The sequence below is a fragment of the Candidatus Krumholzibacteriota bacterium genome (assembly GCA_034520215.1).
In the GTDB taxonomy this organism is placed as follows: domain Bacteria; phylum Krumholzibacteriota; class Krumholzibacteriia; order Krumholzibacteriales; family WJIX01; genus JAGHBT01.
This window is the reverse complement of sequence record JAXHNR010000001.1, coordinates 1,107,225-1,130,960: the sequence shown is the minus strand read 5'-3', so window position 1 is coordinate 1,130,960 and position 23,736 is coordinate 1,107,225. Positions and strand designations below refer to the sequence as shown.

18 protein-coding genes are annotated in these 23,736 nt (G+C 39.9%); 15 read left to right on the top strand and 3 right to left on the bottom strand.

Features of this window, described 5'->3' with window-relative positions:
* From U5O15_04900 to U5O15_04890, 3 genes are read right to left on the bottom strand one after another with little or no spacing between them, the layout of a single operon-like run.
* A complete protein-coding gene (locus tag U5O15_04900; protein MDZ7859990.1) occupies positions 1-1,563 on the bottom strand; it encodes a GldG family protein in 1,563 nt (520 codons plus the stop codon).
* Positions 1,560-2,330, bottom strand: coding sequence for an ABC transporter permease (locus U5O15_04895; protein MDZ7859989.1), 771 nt, complete (start codon positions 2,328-2,330; stop codon positions 1,560-1,562). Before U5O15_04895 ends, U5O15_04900 begins: the two co-directional genes overlap by 4 nt.
* Complete coding sequence (locus U5O15_04890) at positions 2,331-3,272, bottom strand: ABC transporter ATP-binding protein (GenBank protein ID MDZ7859988.1); 942 nt, start codon at positions 3,270-3,272, stop codon at positions 2,331-2,333.
* A gap of 535 nt (positions 3,273-3,807) precedes the next feature.
* Here U5O15_04890 and U5O15_04885 point away from each other — a divergent pair.
* From U5O15_04885 to topA, 15 genes are all read left to right on the top strand, one after another.
* Positions 3,808-4,281: a DUF5683 domain-containing protein gene (locus tag U5O15_04885; protein ID MDZ7859987.1), complete on the top strand. Its 474-nt coding sequence runs from the start codon at positions 3,808-3,810 to the stop codon at positions 4,279-4,281.
* A gap of 13 nt (positions 4,282-4,294) precedes the next feature.
* The gene (locus U5O15_04880) at positions 4,295-4,705 is read left to right on the top strand and encodes a hypothetical protein (protein ID MDZ7859986.1); all 411 of its coding nucleotides are present in this window, start codon (positions 4,295-4,297) and stop codon (positions 4,703-4,705) included.
* Positions 4,706-4,833: 128 nt separating this feature from the next.
* The gene (locus tag U5O15_04875; protein MDZ7859985.1) at positions 4,834-6,345 is read left to right on the top strand and encodes a glycosyltransferase family 39 protein; all 1,512 of its coding nucleotides are present in this window, start codon (positions 4,834-4,836) and stop codon (positions 6,343-6,345) included.
* A gap of 321 nt (positions 6,346-6,666) precedes the next feature.
* Positions 6,667-7,110, top strand: coding sequence for a hypothetical protein (locus tag U5O15_04870; GenBank protein ID MDZ7859984.1), 444 nt, complete (start codon positions 6,667-6,669; stop codon positions 7,108-7,110).
* Positions 7,111-7,366: 256 nt separating this feature from the next.
* Entirely contained in the window at positions 7,367-8,005 is a 639-nt protein-coding gene (purN, locus tag U5O15_04865) for a phosphoribosylglycinamide formyltransferase (protein ID MDZ7859983.1), read from the top strand.
* Complete coding sequence (locus tag U5O15_04860) at positions 7,980-8,897, top strand: phosphoribosylaminoimidazolesuccinocarboxamide synthase (GenBank protein ID MDZ7859982.1); 918 nt, start codon at positions 7,980-7,982, stop codon at positions 8,895-8,897. Before purN ends, U5O15_04860 begins: the two co-directional genes overlap by 26 nt.
* Positions 8,894-10,444, top strand: a complete 1,551-nt coding sequence (purH, locus tag U5O15_04855; GenBank protein MDZ7859981.1) for a bifunctional phosphoribosylaminoimidazolecarboxamide formyltransferase/IMP cyclohydrolase — start codon at positions 8,894-8,896, stop codon at positions 10,442-10,444. Before U5O15_04860 ends, purH begins: the two co-directional genes overlap by 4 nt.
* A gap of 8 nt (positions 10,445-10,452) precedes the next feature.
* The gene (gene guaA / locus U5O15_04850) at positions 10,453-12,006 is read left to right on the top strand and encodes a glutamine-hydrolyzing GMP synthase (GenBank protein ID MDZ7859980.1); all 1,554 of its coding nucleotides are present in this window, start codon (positions 10,453-10,455) and stop codon (positions 12,004-12,006) included.
* A 200-nt stretch (positions 12,007-12,206) separates the two neighbouring features.
* Positions 12,207-13,568 carry an NHL repeat-containing protein gene (locus tag U5O15_04845; protein ID MDZ7859979.1) on the top strand — a complete coding sequence of 454 codons (1,362 nt, stop codon included), beginning with the start codon at positions 12,207-12,209 and terminating at the stop codon, positions 13,566-13,568.
* Positions 13,514-14,587, top strand: coding sequence for a tetratricopeptide repeat protein (locus U5O15_04840; protein ID MDZ7859978.1), 1,074 nt, complete (start codon positions 13,514-13,516; stop codon positions 14,585-14,587). The genes U5O15_04845 and U5O15_04840 overlap by 55 nt, the downstream gene beginning before the upstream one ends.
* Positions 14,588-14,596: 9 nt before the next feature.
* Complete coding sequence (locus U5O15_04835; protein ID MDZ7859977.1) at positions 14,597-15,265, top strand: DnaJ domain-containing protein; 669 nt, start codon at positions 14,597-14,599, stop codon at positions 15,263-15,265.
* A 512-nt stretch (positions 15,266-15,777) separates the two neighbouring features.
* Positions 15,778-17,760 carry a PQQ-binding-like beta-propeller repeat protein gene (locus U5O15_04830; GenBank protein ID MDZ7859976.1) on the top strand — a complete coding sequence of 661 codons (1,983 nt, stop codon included), beginning with the start codon at positions 15,778-15,780 and terminating at the stop codon, positions 17,758-17,760.
* 118 nt (positions 17,761-17,878) lie between these two features.
* Positions 17,879-20,914, top strand: coding sequence for a preprotein translocase subunit SecA (gene secA / locus U5O15_04825; GenBank protein ID MDZ7859975.1), 3,036 nt, complete (start codon positions 17,879-17,881; stop codon positions 20,912-20,914).
* A 52-nt stretch (positions 20,915-20,966) separates the two neighbouring features.
* Entirely contained in the window at positions 20,967-21,389 is a 423-nt protein-coding gene (locus tag U5O15_04820) for a DUF494 family protein (protein ID MDZ7859974.1), read from the top strand.
* A gap of 10 nt (positions 21,390-21,399) precedes the next feature.
* A complete protein-coding gene (gene topA, locus U5O15_04815; protein ID MDZ7859973.1) occupies positions 21,400-23,589 on the top strand; it encodes a type I DNA topoisomerase in 2,190 nt (729 codons plus the stop codon).
* The last annotated feature ends 147 nt before the right edge of the window (positions 23,590-23,736 follow it).

Below are 23,736 nucleotides of genomic sequence, written 5' to 3'. Positions count from 1 at the left end.
TCAATTGCTTTCAGACTTTCTTCTCCTACGCGCGAGAGTTATTGAACCTATAATTGCTATAAGAGCCGGCATAACTACAGCAGATAGCCAGAAAACCAGTCTTCCCTCTATCATAGTCAGCAGAACGGGTTGGACTAATTGATTTTCAGGTCGAATTGAAACGAGATTTTTTTCTCTGGAAAGCCAGCTAAGGGTGTTCATAATCAGATCTCTGTTTCCATAAAGATTAATTATTTTATTTGTCAGAAAATCGCTGTCGCCGTAGACCGCGATCCTCGGGGTTCGGTTTTGTTTTGTAAATCCGGCGGATTTTCCGTCAGTCAGAACTCTGGAGGTCGCCGCGAGAGAAAGGGGTCCGGGTTTATCTGTTCCTTCGTCAAATCGTGTCTTTCCCTTTAGAATCAGGTCTATGTCTCTCTCTCCGTATGCTTTTTTGTTGGTAAAGCAAATGGCATTGACCTTATATTTTTCGCCGGGATCATGTGATATCGATATTGAGCGTGACTGTGGAAAGAAAGAGAAATATTTAAAACCTTTTGTAATAGGATGGTCGCTGTATCTGTTTATAACCGGAGTCAGATAAGTTCCGCTTGTCAATACACCAAGTCTGTCGACTATTACATTATTGTCAATTTCTATCCCATAAAACGAAACGATATCGGCTATACGGGGAAGGGATATAACCGGGTCGACGAGGAAAAGAGCGTTTCCTCCACTTTTCAAATACGAAGCTATGAGATCTTTTTCAGCAGCAAGTATATCTTTCGTGGGACCAGCGACAATTAATACTTCACAGTCGGATGGAACAGCTGTGCTTGTGGCCAGCGGCAACTCCTTTATTCTATAATTTTCAGATTTCAGGGCTTGGGCTAAAGCACTGATCCCGTTATTTTCCGTGTTCTTTACAGATTTCTCTCCGTGTCCGACGGTGAAATAAATATTCTTCTTGTTTATGTGTGTCGCCCTGTATATGGCGTTTGTTATATTGTTTTCTGATATTTGTTTGATCTTTTCCCGTCCCCTTGCACTTTCCACAACTGTTATTCCAAAAGAATCTATACCATAGCGTCGGGCGCTCATTGGATCTCTGTCGGGGTTTATAAACTGGTATTTTATGTTGTTGTTTAAATAGGTGTATTCTTTGAGGAGATCCTCATGGGCTGATTTTTCATCAGCAGTTTCACTAAAGAAGCAAGTGATCTTAATTTCTTCATTAATGCCTCCGAGCACTTTCTTTGTTTGCGGAGAAAGGGAGAATCTCTTGTTAGCCGTCGTATCGTATTTGATATTATGGCGGGCTGATGTTACCTGTAGTAAAACGATAATAATGATATACATTATTACCGAGAGGGTAATAGCTGTTCTGGAGCGAGCCGCGCGCTTGTGTCCTTCTATTCCTGTTTGATAATATCTGAATATAGAATTAGAAATGAGAATGACAATGCCTGTAAAAAAAGTTATAAAAATGATAGTTTCGCTTCTCGCGAATATCGTGTAGAGTGTTGCACTAACAGCAATCAATATGACGGATATAATTCTTAAAGCAGCCGAATATTTTCTCATGTCTTATACCTGGTTGAATCAAGGGATTTCTTGCTCATAAAGAGGAATAACGAAGTGAGCAATACGTAATATGAAATATCCTTTGTATCGATTATCCCCTTAGCGAACGGTTCGAAATGGAAAAGAATTGAAAGCTGAGATATAGAATGATAAAGATCAGGTCCAAGAATGGGCGCGAGCCAGCCTATCAAAAGGAAAAACAATGCGGTTCCAAGTGTTAATATGCCTGATACAAGTTGATTCTCAGATAGAGAAGAGAAGAATAAACCCATTGATATGAAAGTGGCGCCAACCAGGAAAAGTCCGAGATACCCGGAAAAGATCGGCATTATTTCAGGTTCGGCGTAGATAATGAGGAGCAGGGGGTATAGAAGAGTGCCGAAGATCATGACGGCAAATATCGTTAGAGCTGATAGGAATTTACCCGCAATCACAGAACTTTCACTGACGGGATAAGTCATAAGAAGTTCAAAAGTGCCCTGTTTCTTCTCTTCCGACAGGAGCCTCATAGTTAGTATCGGTACAGTAAAAAGGATAAGAATACTGATATTACCCAGAAGAGGCCTGGTTATTCCGTCAATAATATTAAGTCGAGAAGATACATCAGCCGATCTTCTCATTTCGAGAGAAAGAAAATTATAATATTTGAAAATACTGGAAAAGAAGTAACCGGATATCGCGAGAAAGACAGAAATAGAAGCATACGCCGCGACCGACTGGAAATAATATTTCATCTCTCGTTTATAAATTGCGATTATTTTACTCATTTAATTTTCCGTCGTCACAAGTTCCATGAATATATCTTCCAGAGTCAATTCTTCGTTGTATATTTCAAGAAGAGGGAATTCATTTTGTACAATTTCAGCCGCCATTTTCTCTCTAAGATCTTTCTCTGGTTTTGATTTAACAGTTATTATAACGGTGTTCCCCGTACCGTCAGTTTCCGTGACATCAAGCACACCGCCGATTTCAAGAAGAATATCGGAAATATCCTTAGCAGCTGAAGTTTTCCTGAGTTTAATTATTGTTGATGCTGAACTTTTCAATTTCTTTCTAAGGTTTTCCGGTGAATCGACCGCGATCAGTTTGCCTTTGTTTATTATAATTATTCTGTCGCATATTTGGCTGACTTCAGGGAGGATATGGCTACTTAGTAGAACGGTCGTACGGGAACCGATCGATTTTATCAATTTTCTTATCTCGAGAACCTGTTTTGGATCAAGGCCTATGGTAGGTTCATCGAGGATCAAAAATTCCGGATCATTGATAATTGCCTGCGCGAGACCAACTCTCTGCTGGTAACCTTTTGAAAGATTACCAATCGTCTGTTTAAATTCGTTGGTAAGGCCGCACTTTTCTATTACATAGTCAATTGATTGCTTGATTTTGTTTTTTGGTATACTCTTCATTTTCGCTGAAAATTCCAGGTAATCGTGAACGTTCAATTCATGGTAAGAAGGCGCTTTTTCCGGCAAATAACCTATCATTCGCCGTACATGCATGGAATCTCTAATAATGTCACGCCCGAATATTTCAGCGGTTCCGGAGGTTGGAGGTAAATAGCATGTCAGCATTCTCATCGTGGTTGTTTTTCCGGCTCCGTTCGGCCCAAGGAATCCGAGAATTTCACCCTTCTCCACGTTGAAAGTCAGATCGCTTACCGCGGGCTTGTAACCGTAGAACTTAGATATTCTTTTTACTCTTATCAATCTTTCCTCTTGGTTAAAAAATATTCAGTCCTATTTTACATGAAAAATAATAGGTTCTACCTAAAGATTCAAGGTCTGTTAATGTGGAGTTTCCCCAATTTTTACAACCTATAAGGCAGTCGATGATTTGTAACAGTATGCGGCTGATTGATATTTTCAAAATCGTGGTCGGTTTCTCGCCGGCCGAGGAAACCGCTGGCTCTGCGCCTCGGGCTCGCTCTTTCTGCCCCTTCGGGCCAGAAATCCTTGCCCGCTCGCCCTCCGGAGGGTTTTGAAAATATCAATCAGCCGCACTCATAAGCAATGAAAGCCCTATTCCACTTACAAATCCTGATAACTGATTGTATCTCGAAATGTTATTACAATACTTGCCGAATTTTCAGAGGGAACTCCAACTGTTAATTTAACGATGATTTGCGTAGAATCGACAGAGTGGTATATGAACGATTAAAATATCTTGTTTTTATGAAACAATGGATGATAAACTCGCGTAGAAACAATAAATGAAGATCCGTTTTGGGATAGGAAGGTAAGAATGCGCCTTGTCACTGTATTGATTTTATTAGTTTTGTTATTCAGCTCAACCGCGGATTGTGCCACGGAAGAAGGAATTGTTTATTCAGCGATATTTCCGGGTTGGGGGCAAATTAAATCAGGACGTTACGGAAGGGGAGCCCTTTTTATGACGATGGAAGTTGTCGCTCTAACAGGTATTGTTGTTGCCAATATACAATACGACAGGGATATTGAAGCACTTGATAGATCCAGATCTTTATTTAAAATCGCTACCTATATAGGAGATGCTCAGTATTATAACGATCAAATGAAAAAAAACTGGGAAGATGCCGATGGGATGAATACTTACAGGAAAGTCCTGACTGGTGCCGCTATTGGAATCTGGTCTTTGAGCATGATTGATATGATATGGGGAGATGACCCCGAAAATGTACCTATTTCTATGAGAATTAATAAAAATGAATTTTTCATAACAAAATCTTTCAAATTCTAGAAGGGGTTGGGATATGATCAGGCAGATAACATTCTGTGTTTTAATAACCGCACTCGTAATTTCCGGTTGTTCAGAAGAACATGGAACATCACCAACTTCTTTTGATTATGAAGAGCTTCCCGCGCCGGAAAATTTTGAAATAACAGCCGGGACTTATAGTTTAACACTTAGTTGGGATTATTCACCCGGGAATTTGGCTTTAACAGAAGAGTTTTTTGTTTACCTTGTAAATTACACTCAATATGGTGAAATGCTCTACCCAATTGATACAATATCAGTAAGTGATTATCTTGTTTCAGAGGAAGTTACCTACACTGAGTTAGCAGCTAATATGGAATTCTGTTTTAGAGTTTCAGCAGCAGATTCAAACGATATGGAGGGCTGGCGCACCGGTATTGAGTGTGGAATTACACTCGCGCCTTGACTTAATATATGATATCGACCGCTTTTGAACCGTTGTTGTATTCAACAAATAACGAACTTATTGAATTTTTCCTAAAATCTTCGATATACTTTCTGGTAATAATAATGATGTTGCGGTATAAATAAGCCATGAATGTCTATAAAGGAAGAAGGAAAGATATTCTTAAATGGCTAATTGTTGCCTTCGGGTTCTTTATACGTTTCTGGCAACTTGGGAGACAGTCATTTTGGGTTGATGAAATCAAATCATTAGGTATGTTTAAATCACCTCCTTCCGATATTTCATATTTCCGTAAGTTTCTGTGGGATGTACACGCCCCACTGTATTCTCTTTTACTTCACTTCTGGAGTATGGTGTCTGAATCAGAATTCTGGCTGAGGACACCGAGCGCTCTCGCGGGTGGTATTTCAGTACTTTTTCTGTATAAGTGGTTGAAGGAGAGATTTAACGAAAAAGCCGCTCTGACCGGTTCTCTCTTTCTCGCTATAAGTCCATTCAGTTTATACTATTCGCAGGAACTTCGCGCCTACGCGATGCTAACCCTTTTTGTAATATTGTCTCTTATAGCATTTAGAAGGTTTGATATAAAACCAAATTTAAAATCAGCAGCTGCATTAGGTTTTGTTTTAGCATTGACATGCTTAATTCATACATCCGCTTTATTATTATGTATAGGCCTTTTTGTTTATTCTGTTGCCGCGGGAAAATTGAAAGGGAATTATCTTCGATATGGTTTTGGAGCGGTTCTTATAATTGTTGTCATACTTTCACCCTGGATTTACAGAGAGATCACATATCTGCAGAGTATTGAGATTAAAAATATCGCGAGTTCTTCAGCAGGGGATAAGTTAAGGGGAGATTTGACGCTTAATATATGGTCATATCCTTATATACTCTACGCGTTCGCGTCAGGTTACTCATTTGGGCCGAGTCTGCGAGAGCTTCATTCCATAACATCCGCGATTGAACTCATTAAAGATTTTAAGATGGAACTGGGTATTGTTTATTTATTGTTCGGCGGAGTTCTAATTAGCGGTTATTTGAAATTAAGAAGATTTAAACTCTTATTGTTCTTTCTTGTAATACCGGTATGCGTTATCTTATCTCTAACAATAATTGTGCTTTATAATATAAAAGTGTTCAACGTTAGATATCTTACTGTTCTCTTCCCATTCTTCATAGCTCTGCTCTCTACCGGATTGCCTCTTGGCTCTTCAAAGTACAATTTTGTTATTATCTTATTAGTTGTTCCCATGCTGGTCTCAGATTTTAATTATTTCACGAATGATAAATATTCCAGGGATAATATCAGGGGAGCTGTTGAGATAATAAGGGAAAATGAAATTCAAGGTGACATAATTACCCTGATTGGTGTTAACGAAGGGTTTGATCATTATTATAGGGGGGAAAATACTAAAGTAAGGATATTCCCCTCGGATTCCGGCCTCGATGTTGATATCGGAAAGATAAGTAGGATAACAGAGAAAGCAGACCGAGTCTGGCTTTTTAAGTGTAGAGAATGGGCCCGTATGACAGATGATCCGGTTACAGAGATTTATTCCCGCAGGATGAAGAAGGTAAAAGAGTGGAAGCTTTCCGGCATAAAATTATTTCTTTTTAAAAATGACCCAGATAAATAAGAAATAATCGTAATCTGAATCAAGTTTTTTTATGAGATAGCATTTAGAACGATATATTATAGTGTATATATTATGATATACTTGTATTAACATAGAAAAATAACTAATAATTACGGTTGAGGCGGTTGACGATAACTTTTACTGTGGTATAATATTTAATAGGTAGGTGGGCTGCTTACTGTACCGCAAAAAGTGACGAGGCCCCGAAGATTAGAATTCCTGTTTCGCTTTGATTGTATTATGCGGGTTAGGGTTTAGCTTTTCAAATGTGTAAACGGGAAACAACTCCAGACCTCCATAAGTGAGGGAAAGGAGGCCGGAATGCGTCAATTCCTTTTATTGGTTTTTCTGGGATCACTTATTCTTTTCTTTGGTTGTTCGGAAATGACAACTATAGGAAGAGAGGAGTGTGTTGATTATCAATTAAGAGCTGATTATGTGAATTCTCATCCCGACTGTGATTATGGTTCCCAAATAGTTAATGGAGAGATTATTAGAGGTATGAAGCGTGAGGAAGTGGTTGCTTCATGGGGATTTCCAAATGTTCTGCTAGCTGATGATATACGAAACAACCAGCACTGGGTGTATTACACCAAAGGAACAGACGAAGGTTCTGTATTAATTTACACACTGGATTTTACAGGATCAGATTTGTACGATTGGGATATTGAGATAAAGAGATTTACAAATTTCAGGATGCAGAATTCTGCCGGTATAAGTGGAATTAGAGAAAGGGTTTCTATATCAGATCCTGGAGGGAAATAATCTTTTTTGAATAAAAAGGCTTTTCCGGCAAAGCCGTATACTATTACAAATCATCGACTACCTTATAGGTTATAAAAATTGGAGAAACTCCAGTTACTCTCCACTTTTGATTTTTCTATTGTAAATCCTCAGATTAAAATCTATAATACCTCTTAACTGAAAATAAGTAAGTCTTATCTATTCGAAAACAGGTGGAGCCTGTTTTGTAGTTTTTTATGGCTAACACAATCAATAATGGAGTTTTGGAGCAACACATATGAACAGTCAGATAAATGTCGCAGTAATGGCCTCAGGGAGGGGCACAAATTTCAAGGCACTTGCGGAAAACTGCGCCGAGGATGATTTCCCGGCGGTATTGAAGCATCTTATAGTTGATAATCCCAAAGCGGGAGCCTTAAACATAGCGAAAGAGATGAATATAGAAAGCACTGTTGTTGACTGTGGTCCAATAAGAGGCGCGATGAGTTCTGAATCCAGCCGTCTCATAAGCGATATTTTTCAGGAGTTGGAGATTGGTCTTATATGTCTCGCGGGATTTATGAGGATCTTAAAGGGTGACTTGCTTGATGAATATGAAGGGAGGATAATGAATGTTCATCCCGCGCTGCTGCCGAGCTTCAAAGGATTAAACGCTCAGAAACAAGCAATAGACTATGGAGTCCGTTTTTCAGGCTGCACAGTACATTTTGTAGATAAGGGAATAGATACAGGCCCCATTATTATACAAAGAACGGTTCCGGTTTCTCAGGAAGATAACGAAGAAACACTGAGCAGGAAGATTCTTAAAGAAGAGCATAAAGCTTACGTGAAAGCTGTTAAGCTGTTTGCTGAATCAAGAATTGAGACAAAAGGAAGGAGAGTTTTTATTTATGAAAAATGCAAGGGAAATAAGTGATTATTCAAAGTTGTTAGGAGTTGACCCTCTTCATAGGGGTAAAGTGAGGGATATCTATGACCTTGATGATAAACTCCTTATTATAGTATCGGACAGAGTGTCGGCCTATGACTCCGTTCTTCCGAGTTTGATCCCCGGAAAAGGAGTTGTTCTTAATATTATATCGTCAAGATGGTTTGACTGGTTTACAGATATTCCCAACCACAAAATAAGCATCGATGTCAACGATTATCCGGCACCGTTCAACAAGTTCAAAGAATTGCTTCACGGGAGGTCAATGCTTGTCAGAAAGGCTGAAAGGATCGATCTCGAGTGTATTGTCAGGGGTTATATCACCGGGTCGGGATGGCGCGAATACTGTGATAATGGGTCGGTATGCGGAATAAAGTTGCCGGCCGGCCTTGAAAATTCCCAGAAATTAGAGGAACCTATATTTACTCCGTCTACAAAAGCGGATTCCGGGCACGATGAAAATATTACAGTGGAAAGAGCCGCCACAATCGTGGGGAAAGATACAATAGACAGAATAAAACAATTAAGCTTGACTATTTTTAATAGAGCCAGCAGATATGCCTCAGAGAAAGGCATATTGATAGCAGACACAAAGTTTGAATTTGGTTTTATAGACGGAGAGATTGTTGTCATAGATGAAATTCTCACCCCTGATTCATCACGTTTCTGGCTAGCTGAAGAGTATCAGCCGGGCAGGAAACAGCGTAGTCTCGACAAGCAGTTTATAAGAGATTATCTCGATGAAACGGGATGGGATCACAATCCTCCCGCTCCAGAATTGCCGGCTGAGATAGTCCGGAAAACGACAGAGCGTTATAAAATGTCTGTTGAAAGATTATTTGACGATATAGATATAGAAAGGTACGGAGTAAAAGTATGAAACGCGTTCTTATCAGTGTGACAGATAAAAAGGGTATAGCGGAGTTTGCGGGTAAATTGTCCGGAATGGGAATCGAAATTATAGCATCCGGTGGAACCGCGTCGGCTTTAGAGGAATCAGGAATAAAAGTGACTGAAATAAGTAAGATTACAGGTTTTCCGGAAATTATGAATGGACGGGTAAAGACACTTCATCCTATGGTTCACGGCGGTATTCTTGCCGACAGAAGCAGAGATATTCACCTTGACGAGGCGAAGGATCTCGGTATTGAAATGATTGATATGGTAGTTGTTAATCTTTATAAATTCAGAGAAGCCGCTTCAAACTCCAATCTCAGTCAGAGGGAAATTGTCGAGAAAATTGATATCGGCGGCCCAACATTAGTAAGATCGGCAGCTAAGAACTATCATTCAGTAGCAGTTATCGTTGATCCGGCCGATTACGATGATGTAATAGAACATCTTGCCGGTGGTGACGGAGATATTCCCTTAGATGCAAGGCGCGGATACGCGTCAAAAGCATTCCATCATACAGCTTCTTATGACGCCGCTATATCAAATTACTTCGATTCGTTGAAAGGCGGGGAGATCTTTCCAGAGCAGCGTGTTCTTTCATTTCGGAAATTACGCCGGCTTAGATATGGAGAAAACCCCCATTTGAAAGCGGTGTTGTATGAAAAGGATTCTCAAAATGAATACCTTGCTGATTTTCAAAAGTTGCAGGGAAAAGAACTTTCCTTTAATAATATAATGGATATGTACGCCGCTTTTATGCTCTCAAAAGATATTGGATACGGTTCCTGTACTGTAAACAAACATATGAATCCCTGTGGCGCGGCAGCTTGCGGTAAGCCCTATGAGAGTTTCGTAAGAGCCCGAAAAACAGACCCTATGTCAGCATTCGGGAGTGTCGTTGCGGTCAATGGAGTGGTTGACGAGAAACTGGCGAAAGCTGCCGGCGAAGGTTTCATCGAAGTACTTCTGTCAAGGGGTGTTACAGATAGTGCCAGGGAAATACTAAGCAAGAAGAAGAATCTGAGATTGATAGTTATTCCGGAATCAGAATGGGAAAAAGAGATCGGCGGAACCGATGTAAAGGAAGCAGGTCGACTTGTATTAGTTCAGGAAAGGGATACAGGTTTCGACGAGCTTGACCGTCTGGATTTTGTTACATCCCGGAAACCCAGTGATGATGAATTACGATCTCTTAAACTCGCCTGGAAAATAGTAAAACATATAAAATCGAATGCTATAGTGATATGTGACCGCGATGGAACAATAGGAGTCGGAGCGGGTCAAATGAGCCGTGTTGATTCCTGCAGGATTTCAGTGGAAAAAGCACGAAGCAGTGGACTCGATATAGAAGGTGCCTGCGCGGCATCTGACGCCTTTTTCCCTTTCCCCGACGGAGTAGAAGTTCTTGTTGAAGCTGGAGTAAGGGCTGTTATACAACCAGGCGGTTCAATAAGAGACAAGAAAGTGATAAAAGCGGCGGAAGAGATGGGTATTACGATGGCAATGACGGGAACGAGGCATTTCAAACATTGAGTAATACTATGGAAAACAAGGAGTGGCAGGGAAGTTCAATTGTGATCCTTGACTTCGGCTCGCAATATACTCAGCTCATTGGGAGAAGTATAAGGAGTAAGAATGTTTTTTCAGTTATACTGCCTTTCAATTCAACGCTGAAAGAGATCAAAGACGAGAACCCGCGCGGAATAATTTTGTCAGGGGGGCCGGCGGATGTCGGCAAGAGTGACGCGCCGGAGCTAAAAGCTGATATTTTTTCTCTCGAAGTTCCAGTGCTCGGCATTTGCTATGGGATGCAGCTTATCGCAAAGATGCTGGGCTCTGAAGTAAAGAAATCCTCAAGCGGAGAATTCGGTCATACAATCATTAAAGCTGATAGTTATAACCCAATCTTTAAGGAAACACCGGAAAAACAGAGAGTCTGGATGAGTCATGGTGTAAAAGTTGTAAGTATACCTGAAGGTTTTATATCGGCGGCTTCCTCTGATGACTGTAAAATAGCCGCTTTTAGTAATACTTCAGACAGAATTTACGGTCTTCAATTTCACCCTGAAGTCTTTCACACGGAATACGGGGATAAGATCATAGAAAATTTTATTTTAGATATATGTGGATGTAATGCCGACTGGACTTCAGCATCATTTGTTGATATGGAGATTGAAAGGATCAGACAATTAGTTGGCGATTCGAGAGTTCTCTGCGCGGTAAGCGGGGGGGTGGACAGTTCGGTCATGTCAATTCTGGTAGACCGTGCTATAGGGAAACAATTATGCCCTGTATTCGTTGATAACGGTCTTCTAAGACTCAAAGAAGCTGAAGAAGTCAGAGAAATGCTTACAGATAACCTTTCGTCTGAGCTGGTATTTATTGACGCTTCTGATGAATTTCTTTCAAGATTGAAGGGTGTAGTTGATGCCGAGGAAAAGAGAAAGATAATAGGGAATTGTTTTATTGATATTTTTGATCAACAAAGTAATGAATCCGGACCCTTTGAGTTTCTCGCTCAGGGTACACTTTATCCGGATGTAATTGAAAGCCGATCTACGTTTGGTCCATCTGATACAATTAAATCACATCACAATGTCGGCGGACTTCCGGATGAAATGGATTTCAAATTGATTGAACCGCTCTCTCTGCTTTTCAAGGATGAGGTTCGAAATGTCGGAGCTTATCTTGGACTTCCTGAGAACCAGAACAACAGGCATCCCTTTCCAGGCCCGGGTCTGGCAGTAAGAATTCCGGGGGAGATCTTGCCGCAAAAGCTTGAGCTTCTCAGGAGCGCGGACCATCTCTTTATTGAAGCATTGAGGGAATATGGACTCTATGATAAAGTTTGGCAGGCATTTTCAGTACTTTTACCTGTAAAAAGTGTCGGAGTAATGGGGGATGAAAGAACATATCAACAAACTGTCGTTTTAAGAGCCGTAACGAGTGTTGACGGAATGACCGCGGATTGGGCGAAATTGCCATATGAATTTCTCCAATATGTCTCCAACAAAATTATTAATAATGTCAGAGGCATAAACAGAGTTCTTTATGATATAAGCTCAAAACCACCCGCGACAATAGAATGGGAATAGCAAAAATATATCTATTGCCGTTATAGAAGTTATCCATTTAAAAGATATGATAATTAATTTCTTGGCGCGATTTCTGCGTGAATTAAAGCCGGGAAAGAAGCACGCAGTTATCTTGAAAGGTTCAGTATTCGTATAAGTTTTTTGAAATTTATTGATAATATCGAATATTTTCCGGATTTTGATTTCGAAAGTGAAATAGAATGAAAAGCAGAATAGCCGTTTATTTCCTTATTTTAACCGTATCGGCTTATTTCTTTGTCGCAAGAGAGAAAAATGACAGAGGAACATTAGTTTATCCTCCATGGTATCATTGCCTCGGGATTCATAAGGTTAGTCAAACCCATCTTAGTATTTATTCGGCATTTAAAGAAGAATTCATAAACCCACAGGGATTATTCTGCACAAAATTGTACTCTCGGGATGATTCTACTTCTACATACGACGATGACGAACTGACAATTTACGGCGTAGACGAGGGAACTGGACATATCCTGTATAATAAAGGGTTGCTGTCTCTGGAAATATCCGACGGATCGGGAAGAAATAAGCCTGGACTGAAAAACCCCGTGGACCTCACTGGCGACAGGCACGGAAATCTCTTTGTAACAGACAGCGGAAATGATAGAGTTATACTTTATAAATTACATGAAGGAAAACTTATACCCCTCTATTATATCAGAAAATATAATGGTATGCCGCTCGATAATCCTTTTGGGGTTTCCCTCGACAGCAATCACCTCTATGTGACAGATCGGGGTAATAACAGAATAGCGATATATGAAATAGGTGATAGGATTAAGGAGGCTGAAAGCAGTTTTAGTCTAACTCCTGAACTTATTGGTCCTACTGCAATATCGATTGCTTCTTCAAGTGATGAGTGGTTGTATTACGATGATTATTTTATCGCACTTGTTGACAGCTTTGGACAAAGACTATGGAAAATTCCGGATGAAGGCGAGCCGGAAGTATTCAGATATGAATCCCTGCCGGGAAGCGGCTTTTTCAGCCATCTTGATATTGATTATTATGGCAATATCTATGTAACTGACTCTGTCGAGAACAAGGTTCATAAATTTGATCGCAATCTCAGGTATATTATCGGTTTAGGAGGTGAGAACGATAATAATAAGATCTCATTTGATCAACCCCGGGGGATCGCTATTTACAAGAGGTTTGGTCAAATATTCGTATCTCAAAGGAATGGCTGCAAGTATTTCTGGATTGGAACGGATATCAAGAATTTAAAAGTAAAAAATATATCTTACGATAAGGAAAGCGGCAATTTTTCGGTAAATATCTTTTTCCTTCTTACTGAATATTCGACATTTTCGTTATACTTTGAAACCGAACAAGAGGATGAAAAATACACTCTTTTTGAGGATTATCTGTTCCCCCCCGGTATTCATGACAAGGTAGTCAAAGGAAGCTTAAAAGGGAAAAACAAAATTAATAATAAAATAACAGGCATTCTCGCAATTGCCAGTCCAACATATTCTTCCGTGGATTTTTGCAGAGTAGAAAAAAGAGCATCTATGATGAAACAGATGCGGCTAAGGGAATAAAAATCAATAATATAATGATTGGCCTGGTTGTTGCTAACAATATACGGCAAGTCCATGATAGGAAGGTACTGGAGATGACATTTATTCATAGTTTTTTGAATTTATTCCCAAGGACATCCTTGAGAAAAGCTATAGATTGTCTAAGTAAAGGTGATTACGCTAAGGCGTGTAATTATTTTGAGAGATATATCTCAAAAAATGATTATTTCTACGGGAATAGTGATAAGCATGAACTGGTTAGAATGTATATTAGTGAGGCTTATATAGAATACGCGAAAGCACTTGAGGGAAAAGGGAAATATCAGGAGGCGTATGATTTACTTTTGAAGATGATCAAGATTGCGCCTGATTATTCTGACGTATATTATATGTGCGCGAATTTAAATGAAAAACTAGGCAGAACTGAAGAAGCTATAAATAATATAAAAAGAGCTCTTTCGATTAATCCTAATTTTTTCAACGCGAAGATCTTTCACGCCAAATTACTCTATTTATCTGAAAGTGGATATGAGAAATCAGTTGCCGAACTTAAAGACAGTCTATCCCGCGCGCCGGGATTCTATCTTAATAAGGTTAATAAACTCATCCGCGAAATAATAAACGGCACCGGTAAAGAAGAAGTGATACGACAGTTCGTCTCCATACTCCGCGAAAAACCTTCATCTGTTCAAGTCAGCAGACAAATTGCTCTGGAGAATATTCAGAGAGGTGAATATGATTCCGCTATATCAGAGTTGAAGAAGGCTCTCTCACTGAATCCTGATTTCGCGGATTTGCACAACTTACTGGGGATAGCCTATGCAAATAAAGGGGCAAAAGATGATGCCATAATGGAATTAAAAACTGCGTTGAAAATAAATCCGCAATATTTGAAGGCGCACCTCAACATTGCATTGACATATTTCGAATGCGGATTTAACGAAGAAAGTTCAAGGCATCTGGAAAAGGTGCTTCAGATTGATCCGGGAAATGAGCTTGCCGTCAATCTAAAAAAGGAACTGGTTGGTGTTTTAAATTAAGGAATATTCGTGACCAAGGATTATTATTCAATATTAGAGCTTGACCCAATGAGCACAAAAGCTGAAATCCAAAAGAACTATTTTTCAATTGCAAAAGTAATCCATCCCGATGTGGTCGGTGATATCCCTGATAATCACACAAGATTAAAGGATGTAAATGAAGCCTATTCCGTTTTATCGGATAGCCAGAAGCGCCGCGAGTATGATGAATCTATAAAATCTGGAAGGGAAGCAGATTCTGCTTGCATCGAAAAAAACAAGAAAACCGCGGCCGTCGCCTTTAAAAAGGCCAAAGAGGCAATAAGAAAAAAAGCGTATGAACAAGCTGTAGTACTATTGGATTCAGCAATAAGACATGACTCTTCTGTTGCCGCTTATCATAGCTGGTATGGGTACAGTCTCGCGATTTCTAATTCCGGTTTTCTCAAAGCCCGCGAAGAATGCAAAAAAGCGGTCCAGATGGATTCTTATAATCCGGAATTCACTGTCAATCTGGGTGTAGTGTATTTTTATTCCGGTTTGAATAAACAGGCGTTAACTCATTTTATGGATGCTTTGAAACGGGATCCCGAAAACAAAATTGCAAAGAAATATATCTATAAAATAAAACAGGGAGAAAGAAGAGATCAAAAACCAATTGACAGAATAATCAATTTCTTTAAAAGTAACCGCCGATAGAAGTTTCTCATCAACCTCAATAGAATTGAATACGGCGGATCTTACCTCTAACAAAAGTTTCTCAGAGCAAACATCATTAATTTATTTCTGTTCATTATAGTCAGTTGCTTAACAACGGACAATTAAGTTCAGGCTGCGACTTTATATGTAATTTATAATTCCAGGACATTCCCCGAAAATCAGGGTAATATTTCAGTAACGGCATAACTATCGAGTAATTACCCATAATGATAAGTGGAATTGACATTTAGTTTCTATCCGGCTATTGGTATTGTCAAAAACGCCGTCTATTTCCCCTGCGAGGAAATAGCGTCTCCCGCTCTCAGACTCGCTCTTTCCCATTTCCCTTAAAGGAAATGGGAAAACCATGCCCGCTCGTCTTCCGAGAGGGTTTTGAAATACCAATAGCCGGATATACAAAGGAATGTAAAAAATTGGGGGAACTCCAAATTTATAATTCCTGTTGATTTTTTTCGTTGCCGTGAGTACTCTTTACATACGAGGTGGTATATATGAGGAAAACAGCATTTGTATGTTATGGAAACAGCCCGAGAGACAGGGCTTTTGTATATAACGAGATCCCAAGAAATGAAAAGGGTGAGGAGTTTTTTGTCTTTATACTTCCCGGTAATCCAAGGTGGAGTGCTAAGCTTAGAGAGTTTTTTAGGATAGCTATTTCAACATCCAGAATGGGATCTTCAAGAAGCTATTTTATTAGATTGCTGAGTAATATCAGGGAGAGTTTAACCGCAGAGGCGGATCTCAAAGAAATATTTTCAGGCTCTATAATTCTCTTTCTGATAAAACGCGGAAATGAAATTTATTTTCTTCATAACAGAGAGCTAAACATAGTTTGCGGCGACAGTTCAAATCAATCAGGCGACATTTATCGTCTCACAGCTATAGAAAATCTTACGGAAAATATAAATAAAGGTCAGCCGGACCTTTTTAACAAATCGATCGAGGAGCTATTTTTGTTGAGAAAGGTAAGAGAATTGCCGGAAAAGCACACTCTTATTTTTACTCCTTCGGCTGAGTTCGCGGACAGATACGGAGAACTCTTTCTTGACAGTGTCTTTTTCCCGTCATTTGAAGTGCCGGACTCAGGGGGGATCCGAGTTGGTACGGACTTACATTTACCGTCAATTCACTGGAATTTCAAGGACTCAGGGAATGTAACTAAGGAGAAAAGGTTGAATATGAACAAAATGAGGAAGGTATCGATACCTGCGGTATCCGGTATATTGGCTGCAGTCCTGGCGGCGGTTATTTTCTTCTGGCCCTTTGCCGATAAAACCAAAAAAGAAAATAACAATCAGAAGGAAAATGTTTTATTGTCCGCGGGGGATATTTCAGAAAATATTGATTCTGAAAATCGATCTTCAAATAACATAAATGGAAATGGGGATGGTAGCATTGACGAGTCTTCGGGACCAGAGATAACTGGATCAGAACAGAAATACACTGTAAAACAGCAAGAAGATTCAGGCCTTAAAGAATCTGGAAATAAGCTTGCTGATATTGCACTCAAAAGTGCCTGGAAGAAAAAATTCAGCCGGCCTGTAACCTCTTCTCCCGTTTTATGCGGGAAGAATATAATTTTTGGCTGCAGAGACGGTTTTCTATACAGTTTCTCACAAAGAGGGGATTTTATTTGGAAATATAACCTGGGAGCAGGTGTTGGATCGTCACCACTTTGTTCTAAAGAGGGAGAAGTATTTGGGTGCGATTACGAGGGGAACGTGGTGTGTCTGAATTCGGAAGATGGGAGTCTGAATTGGGAGAATTCTCTCGGCAGTAAAATTATCAGCACTCCCTCGATTACAGGGGATTTTCTTATTACAGGCACTATGACAGGGGATCTTCACTCAGTGAATGTCAGGAGCGGAAAGAAAGTATGGAGGAAACATCTTGGTTCAGCTATATGGTCTTCTATTGTTACCGGAGATGATTACATTATTACAGCAACGGTTGACGGCCATTTAATAAAGCTTGATCTTGAGGGGAATATTCTGTGGACTGTAGATCCCGGGGGTGAAATTTATTCAACACCAATCTGTTCCGAGAATGACGATTTAGTGATTATAGGAACAAATAATAAACTGATTTCAGGTTTCTCTTTTTCCGAAGGTTCTCTGCTTTGGCAACACAACGCTATAGGAAAGGTAAGAAGTACACCCGCGACTGACGGAAAAAGGGTGATAATCGGCACCGAGAGCGGCATGATTTATTCTCTTAATATGAGCGGTAAGATTTTATGGATGCAGGATATTGGGCGAGTTGTAAGGTCAAAACCAGTAATACACAAAGAAGTTGTTTTCATTACCGGATACAATACAAAGTTAAGTGCAATTGATATTAAAACCGGGAATATAATAGATACTTATTCGACCGGATCGGCAATTTATTCTTCACCATTATTTTTCAACGGTAAAATATATTTTGGTTCCAATAACGGATTATTCCATTCAATCGATATTACCGAGAATGACTGATCCAGCATATTCAAAGCCGAATTATTCAGAGTTATTGACTCCATTTCAGATTGGAATTTTATTGCTTGTTGATAACAGGTTCTTCATATATTAGGTTGATGATGATATGGAGGTAAATGTGTTTAAGGGTATTCTAGAAAAATTCTTCGGTGATCGAAAAACAAGACTGATGAAGACACTCAGTCCTGATATAGAAGCTGTAAAAGAATGGAGTGTTAAATACAGGGAACTTTCAAAGGAGGAAGTTTCAAGAAAAACCGAGGAATTCATAAGCAGGCTTTCGGAAGGTGAAACAACTGATGATATTATGCATGAAGCCTTCGGTTTGGTTCATGAAACTTGCAGGAGAAATGTTGGAAATAAGTGGGGCGTAGCCGGGCATGAAATAGAATGGGATATGATTCCGTACGATGTTCAGATTGCCGGCGCGATTTGTCTTCACAGAGGCTCTATTGTCGAGATGGCCACCGGAGAAGGCAAGACACTTGTTGCAACGATGCCGCTATATCTTAACGCGCTCGAGAAAAAGGGCGCTTCACTTGTAACCGTAAATGACTATTTAGCCAAACGAGACGCTGAATGGATGTCGGGGATATACCAATATCTCGGAGTTACTGTGGGATGCCTTCAGAACGAGATGATGACTGATGAAAGAAGAGAGGCTTATAGTTGCGATATTACTTATGGCACGAACAATGAGTTCGGCTTCGATTATCTCAGGGATAATATGAAACTTGAATTGGAAGAACAAGTTCAACGGGAACACCGCTATGCTATTATTGACGAGGTCGACAGTGTTCTAATCGATGAAGCGAGAACTCCCCTTATTATATCCGGTCCTGTACCCGGCTCATCTATTAGAGATGATTTTGAATTGCTGAGAAGCCGTGTGGAGAATTTAGTTAAGAAGCAAAAGAGAATGGTAAATAATATCTTAAAGGATCTTTCCTTATCTGATTCGGAAAACGAAGGGAAAGATGAATATGAGATTGGGAAGATCCTTCTTCTTGCCCGCAGGGGAGACCCAAAAAATAAAAGGTTTATGAAACTGAGGAAAAAGACAGGATACGAAAGAATGATGCTTTCTGTTGAAGCAGATTACATGAGGGAGAAGAAACTCCACATGCTCGATGAAGAGCTGTTTATCGTAATTGACGAAAAAGCGGGAACTGTGGATCTTACTGAGAAGGGGAGAGAGGCACTTAGCAGCGCTGACAGAGAATTGTTCGTTCTTCCTGACTTGGGGCAGAAACTCCATGAAATCGATGCCGACGCGTCACTCTCCAACAAAGAAAAAATTAGAAAGAAAGACAACGCATACCGTGAATATGCCTCGAAGAGTGAAAAAATTCATAATTTCAATCAACTCCTTAAAGCATACACACTCTTTGAAAAAGATGTTGAATACGTTGTGCAGGAGGGGAAGGTGCTGATTGTCGACGAATTTACCGGGAGACTCATGCCGGGCAGAAGATTCAGCGACGGGCTTCATCAAGCTCTCGAAGCTAAGGAAAGAGTAAAAGTAGAAGGAGAAACACAAACCTTCGCTACAATTACCCTTCAAAATTATTTTAGAATGTATGATAAACTCGCGGGTATGACTGGAACCGCTGAAACAGAAGAAGAAGAATTTCATAAGATATACGATCTGGATGTTGAGGTTGTTCCTACCAATAGACCGGTTCGGCGAATAGATTATGACGACAAGATATACAAAACAAAAAGGGAAAAGGTACAGGCGATAATCAATGAAATAAAGAGACTGAACGGAAAGGGATTACCTATACTTGTAGGAACAATATCTGTTGATTTTTCTGAGACCCTCAGCCGGATGTTAAAGAGAGAGGGGATATCTCATAACGTATTGAACGCGAAACATCATAAGAAGGAAGCGGAGATAGTAGCGTACGCGGGAAAAACGGGTGCTGTAACTATAGCTACAAATATGGCGGGGAGGGGAACAGATATTAAACTGGAAAAGGGAGTTGTAAAGTGTGAAAACTGCTGTATAGACTGTGAAAATCCCGAAGAGTGTGAAGATTGCGATGATGACAAAATAAGTGCCTGCATTCAAGATATGCCATGCGGTCTTCACATTATAGGAACCGAGAGGCATGAAAGTCGTCGAATTGACAGACAGCTTAGAGGAAGATCCGGAAGACAGGGTGATCCGGGAGCTTCAAAATTCTTTATTTCGCTTGAGGATGACCTTATGAGGCTCTTCGGTTCGGACCGGGTTTCCGCGATTATGGATAAGCTTGGGCTTGAAGAGGGAGAATCAATACAGCACAGCTTTATTACAAAAGCAATATCCAAATCTCAGAAACGTGTTGAAATGTATAACTTCGGTATTAGAAAAAGACTTCTTGAATATGATGATGTTATGAACAAACAGCGCGAGGTAATATACGATCAACGTAATGAGATTCTCCGCAGCGAAAAACTCGACCAGCTTGTAAGCGTTTTCATCGAGGAATATATTGGTTCAGTAATTGAAAAGTATCTTCCTGAAAATGCGTATAAGGAAGATTGGGATATTGAAGCGGCAGCTTTGGAGCTGGAACAGATCTTCATAGTGCCGTTTGAAGTTCCCGAAGAGAAAGAAGATGAATTTATCGACCCTGTTTCCATAAGAGACGCTTTTGTGAAAAAAGCTCACGAAGCCTATGAAATAAGAAAATCTACAATATCTCCTGAGATAATGTCTAAACTGGAAAAGATGGTCATGCTCCAAAGTATTGACGCTAAGTGGATGGAACATCTGCGCGAACTTGATAATTTGAAAGAGGGAATACATTTGAGGTCATACGCCCAGAAAGATCCTGTAATAGAATATAAACAGGAAGCTTTCGCTCTCTTTACCGATGTTCTGGATGATATAAACAAGTCGGTTCTTTGGGGATTGTTTCACGCCAGGCTCGAAAAAGACCGTAAAGAGAAAGAAAAAGGTCGTACAGTACACGAAGTAACAGACGCTTACAGCAGTCCCGGCGTAAAGGATGATAAATTAACGAGGGCGAGGCAAATGAGTGCCGATGAAGCCGGTAAATCAGGAAGAAAGACAGTACAGCGTAAACGTAGAAAAATAGGAAGAAATGAACCTTGTCCGTGCGGAAGCGGTAAAAAATATAAAAACTGTTGCGGAAGAAAGTGAAAATTACCATTTTCAATACTTCTCGGAACTATTTTTGTAAAGGGAAAGTATAATGAAAAAAGATTTAAAGAAGTTCATCACCTCTTTTATATCAGAGGTTCATAAATGTTCAGATAATGAAGACCCAATAGACAAATTGGAGAAAATGGGCTATACGGAGAAAGAGATCAATGAAGCTATTGAATCAGTTTTCCGGAGAAACTTTGATATTCCGTCAGTCCGTAAGTTCAAAAGAGTTCTGAGTGAATCCGAGAAATTAAATCTTTCTACTGAGGCTCAGGGTTATGTTTTACAGCTTGTCGATTCAGAAGCTATTTCAGAACCTGAACTCGGCATTCTCTTAGAAACTATTTCTATTGAGAGATCTTACCCCGCTACCCTCGATGATGTAAAGAGGATGGTTAGGAGTTTCAGTGGTGATTTGATGGATAATTTCAGTAAAGAGAATTCACCGGATAATATCAAAATTAATTAAGGATTAGATAATGAGCAAGCCGCTTGTAATAGTCGAATCGCCAGCTAAAGCAAAAACTATAATGAAGTACTTGGATAATAATTACGATGTTATAGCTTCTGTAGGGCATATTAGAGATCTTCCGAAGAAGAAGCTGGGTATTGATATCGAAAATGGTTTTAATCCTGAATATGTGAATATGAAGGACAAAACTAAAGTTATTAAAAAGCTCAAAAAGTCGGCCCTATCAAGTGAGTATATAATGATCGCGACTGATATGGACCGCGAAGGGGAGGCTATTGCTTGGCATTTGAGCACTATACTTGATAATTGCGGTGTAGATATAAAGAGAATAGTATTTAACGAGATTACACAAAAAGCAATAGAGAGAGCTGTAGCGGATCCGGGCAATATCGATATGAACAAGGTTAAAGCTCAGCAGGCACGCAGAATATTGGACAGACTTGTTGGATATCTTATCAGTCCAGTTCTGTGGAAGGTTTTTTACAGGGGGTTAAGCGCCGGCAGAGTTCAGACTATTGGTCTCAGGCTATTATGTGAAAGAGAAAATCAAATAAGAATATTCACCCCGGTTGAATATTGGACTGTTGAAGGTGAATTAATGAACGCCCAAGGCGATTCATTTGATACCAAGTTAGTAAAGATAGACGGCAAAAAGGCTGATATAAAGAACAGAAAAGAATCCGAATCCGCGGTCGCGGCTATCAAAGCGGAAAAAGTCTATGTGAATAAAATTTCTAAAAAGGAGAAGAAGAGGAATCCTTATCCAGCCTACATTACAAGCACAATGCAGCGTGACGCCGCTTCAAGGCTGGGTTTTTCAGCCAAGAAAACGATGGTTCTCGCTCAGCAGCTTTACGAAGGTGTGGAGCTGGGCAGCGAAGGCTCATTCGGCCTCATAAGTTATATGAGAACTGACTCTACACGAATAAGTGATGACGCTTATAAAAACGGTGTTTCATACTTAAAAAAGGAATTCGCAGAAGAAAGTATTATCGGAAAGAGAAGGCATTTTAAGAAGAACAAATCGGCTCAAGACGCCCATGAAGCAATAAGACCTACCGATTGTTTCAAAACACCCGGTTCATTATCAAGGCATCTTGGGAAAAATCAACTTGCTCTTTACAAACTGATCTGGCAGCGTTTTTTAGCTTCCCTTTCCACACCCGCGGTCTATCAAACAATTAGCGCCGATCTAAAAGCGGGAATTTATCAGCTGAGGTCAAACGGCAGAGTGCTTAAAAAAAAGGGATTTCTTGATATTATGCCTGACAGAAAGAAAGAGGAAGATGTTCAGCTTCCTGATATTTCCGAGGGGGAAGTAATTACGATAAAAAAACTCGAGGGGAAACAGCACTATACAGAACCGCCGGCAAGATTTTCAGAATCCGCTCTTATTAAAACACTTGAAGAGAACGGAATTGGACGTCCGAGCACATACGCGAGTATTCTGGCTATAATCCAAACCAGGGGATACGCGTCCAAGGAAAAAAGAACACTTTATCCTACTAAACTCGGTGAAGAGGTCTGGAGGATACTCGATAAGCTATTTAATGATATATTCGAAATTGAGTTTACCGCGGGGATGGAAAATAAACTGGACGAAATTGAAATGGCCAAGACAGAATGGCAGGATGTGATAGAGGATTATTACAGCCATTTGAAAATTGATCTTGAAAAATTCGAGGTTGAAAAAAGTGATGCTAAAAAACTGGTTCAGGAGGAGACGGATGAAGTTTGCGAAAAGTGTGGGAAAAAGCTTATAAAGAAGTGGAGTAGAAATGGCCAGTTTCTGGCATGCCCGGGATATCCTGAATGTAAATTTACGAAATCTCTCGACGAGGAGGACCTCGACCGAGAATGCCCCAGGTGCGGCGGAAAGTTAAAATATAAAAATGGTAGGTTTGGCCGTTTTATCGCGTGTTCAAATTATCCCGATTGTAAGTATACAGAACCTGTTAAAATAGGAGTGAAGTGTCCCCGTGATGATTGCAATGGAGATATTATTGAAAAAAGGACGCGCAGGGGAAAGATATTCTACGGATGCAGCAATTATCCAAAATGCGATTTTGCCTCCTGGGATAAACCAGTTGACAGAGAATGTCCTCAGTGCGGAGGCAGCATTCTTCTTGAAAAATCAACAAAAAGTAAGGGCGATTTCTTTAAATGTCCCGCCTGTAAGCATGAAGTTTATTCTTGATAAATAAACTGATACTTAAGAAGAATATTAGCTGACAGAATTAATATTAAGAATGCAAATAGAGATAAAACGATATTTTTATTTGTGGCAGTATCTCTTTTATTATCAAGACTTGAACGATTATTGAATACTGTGATAAACTTCCGT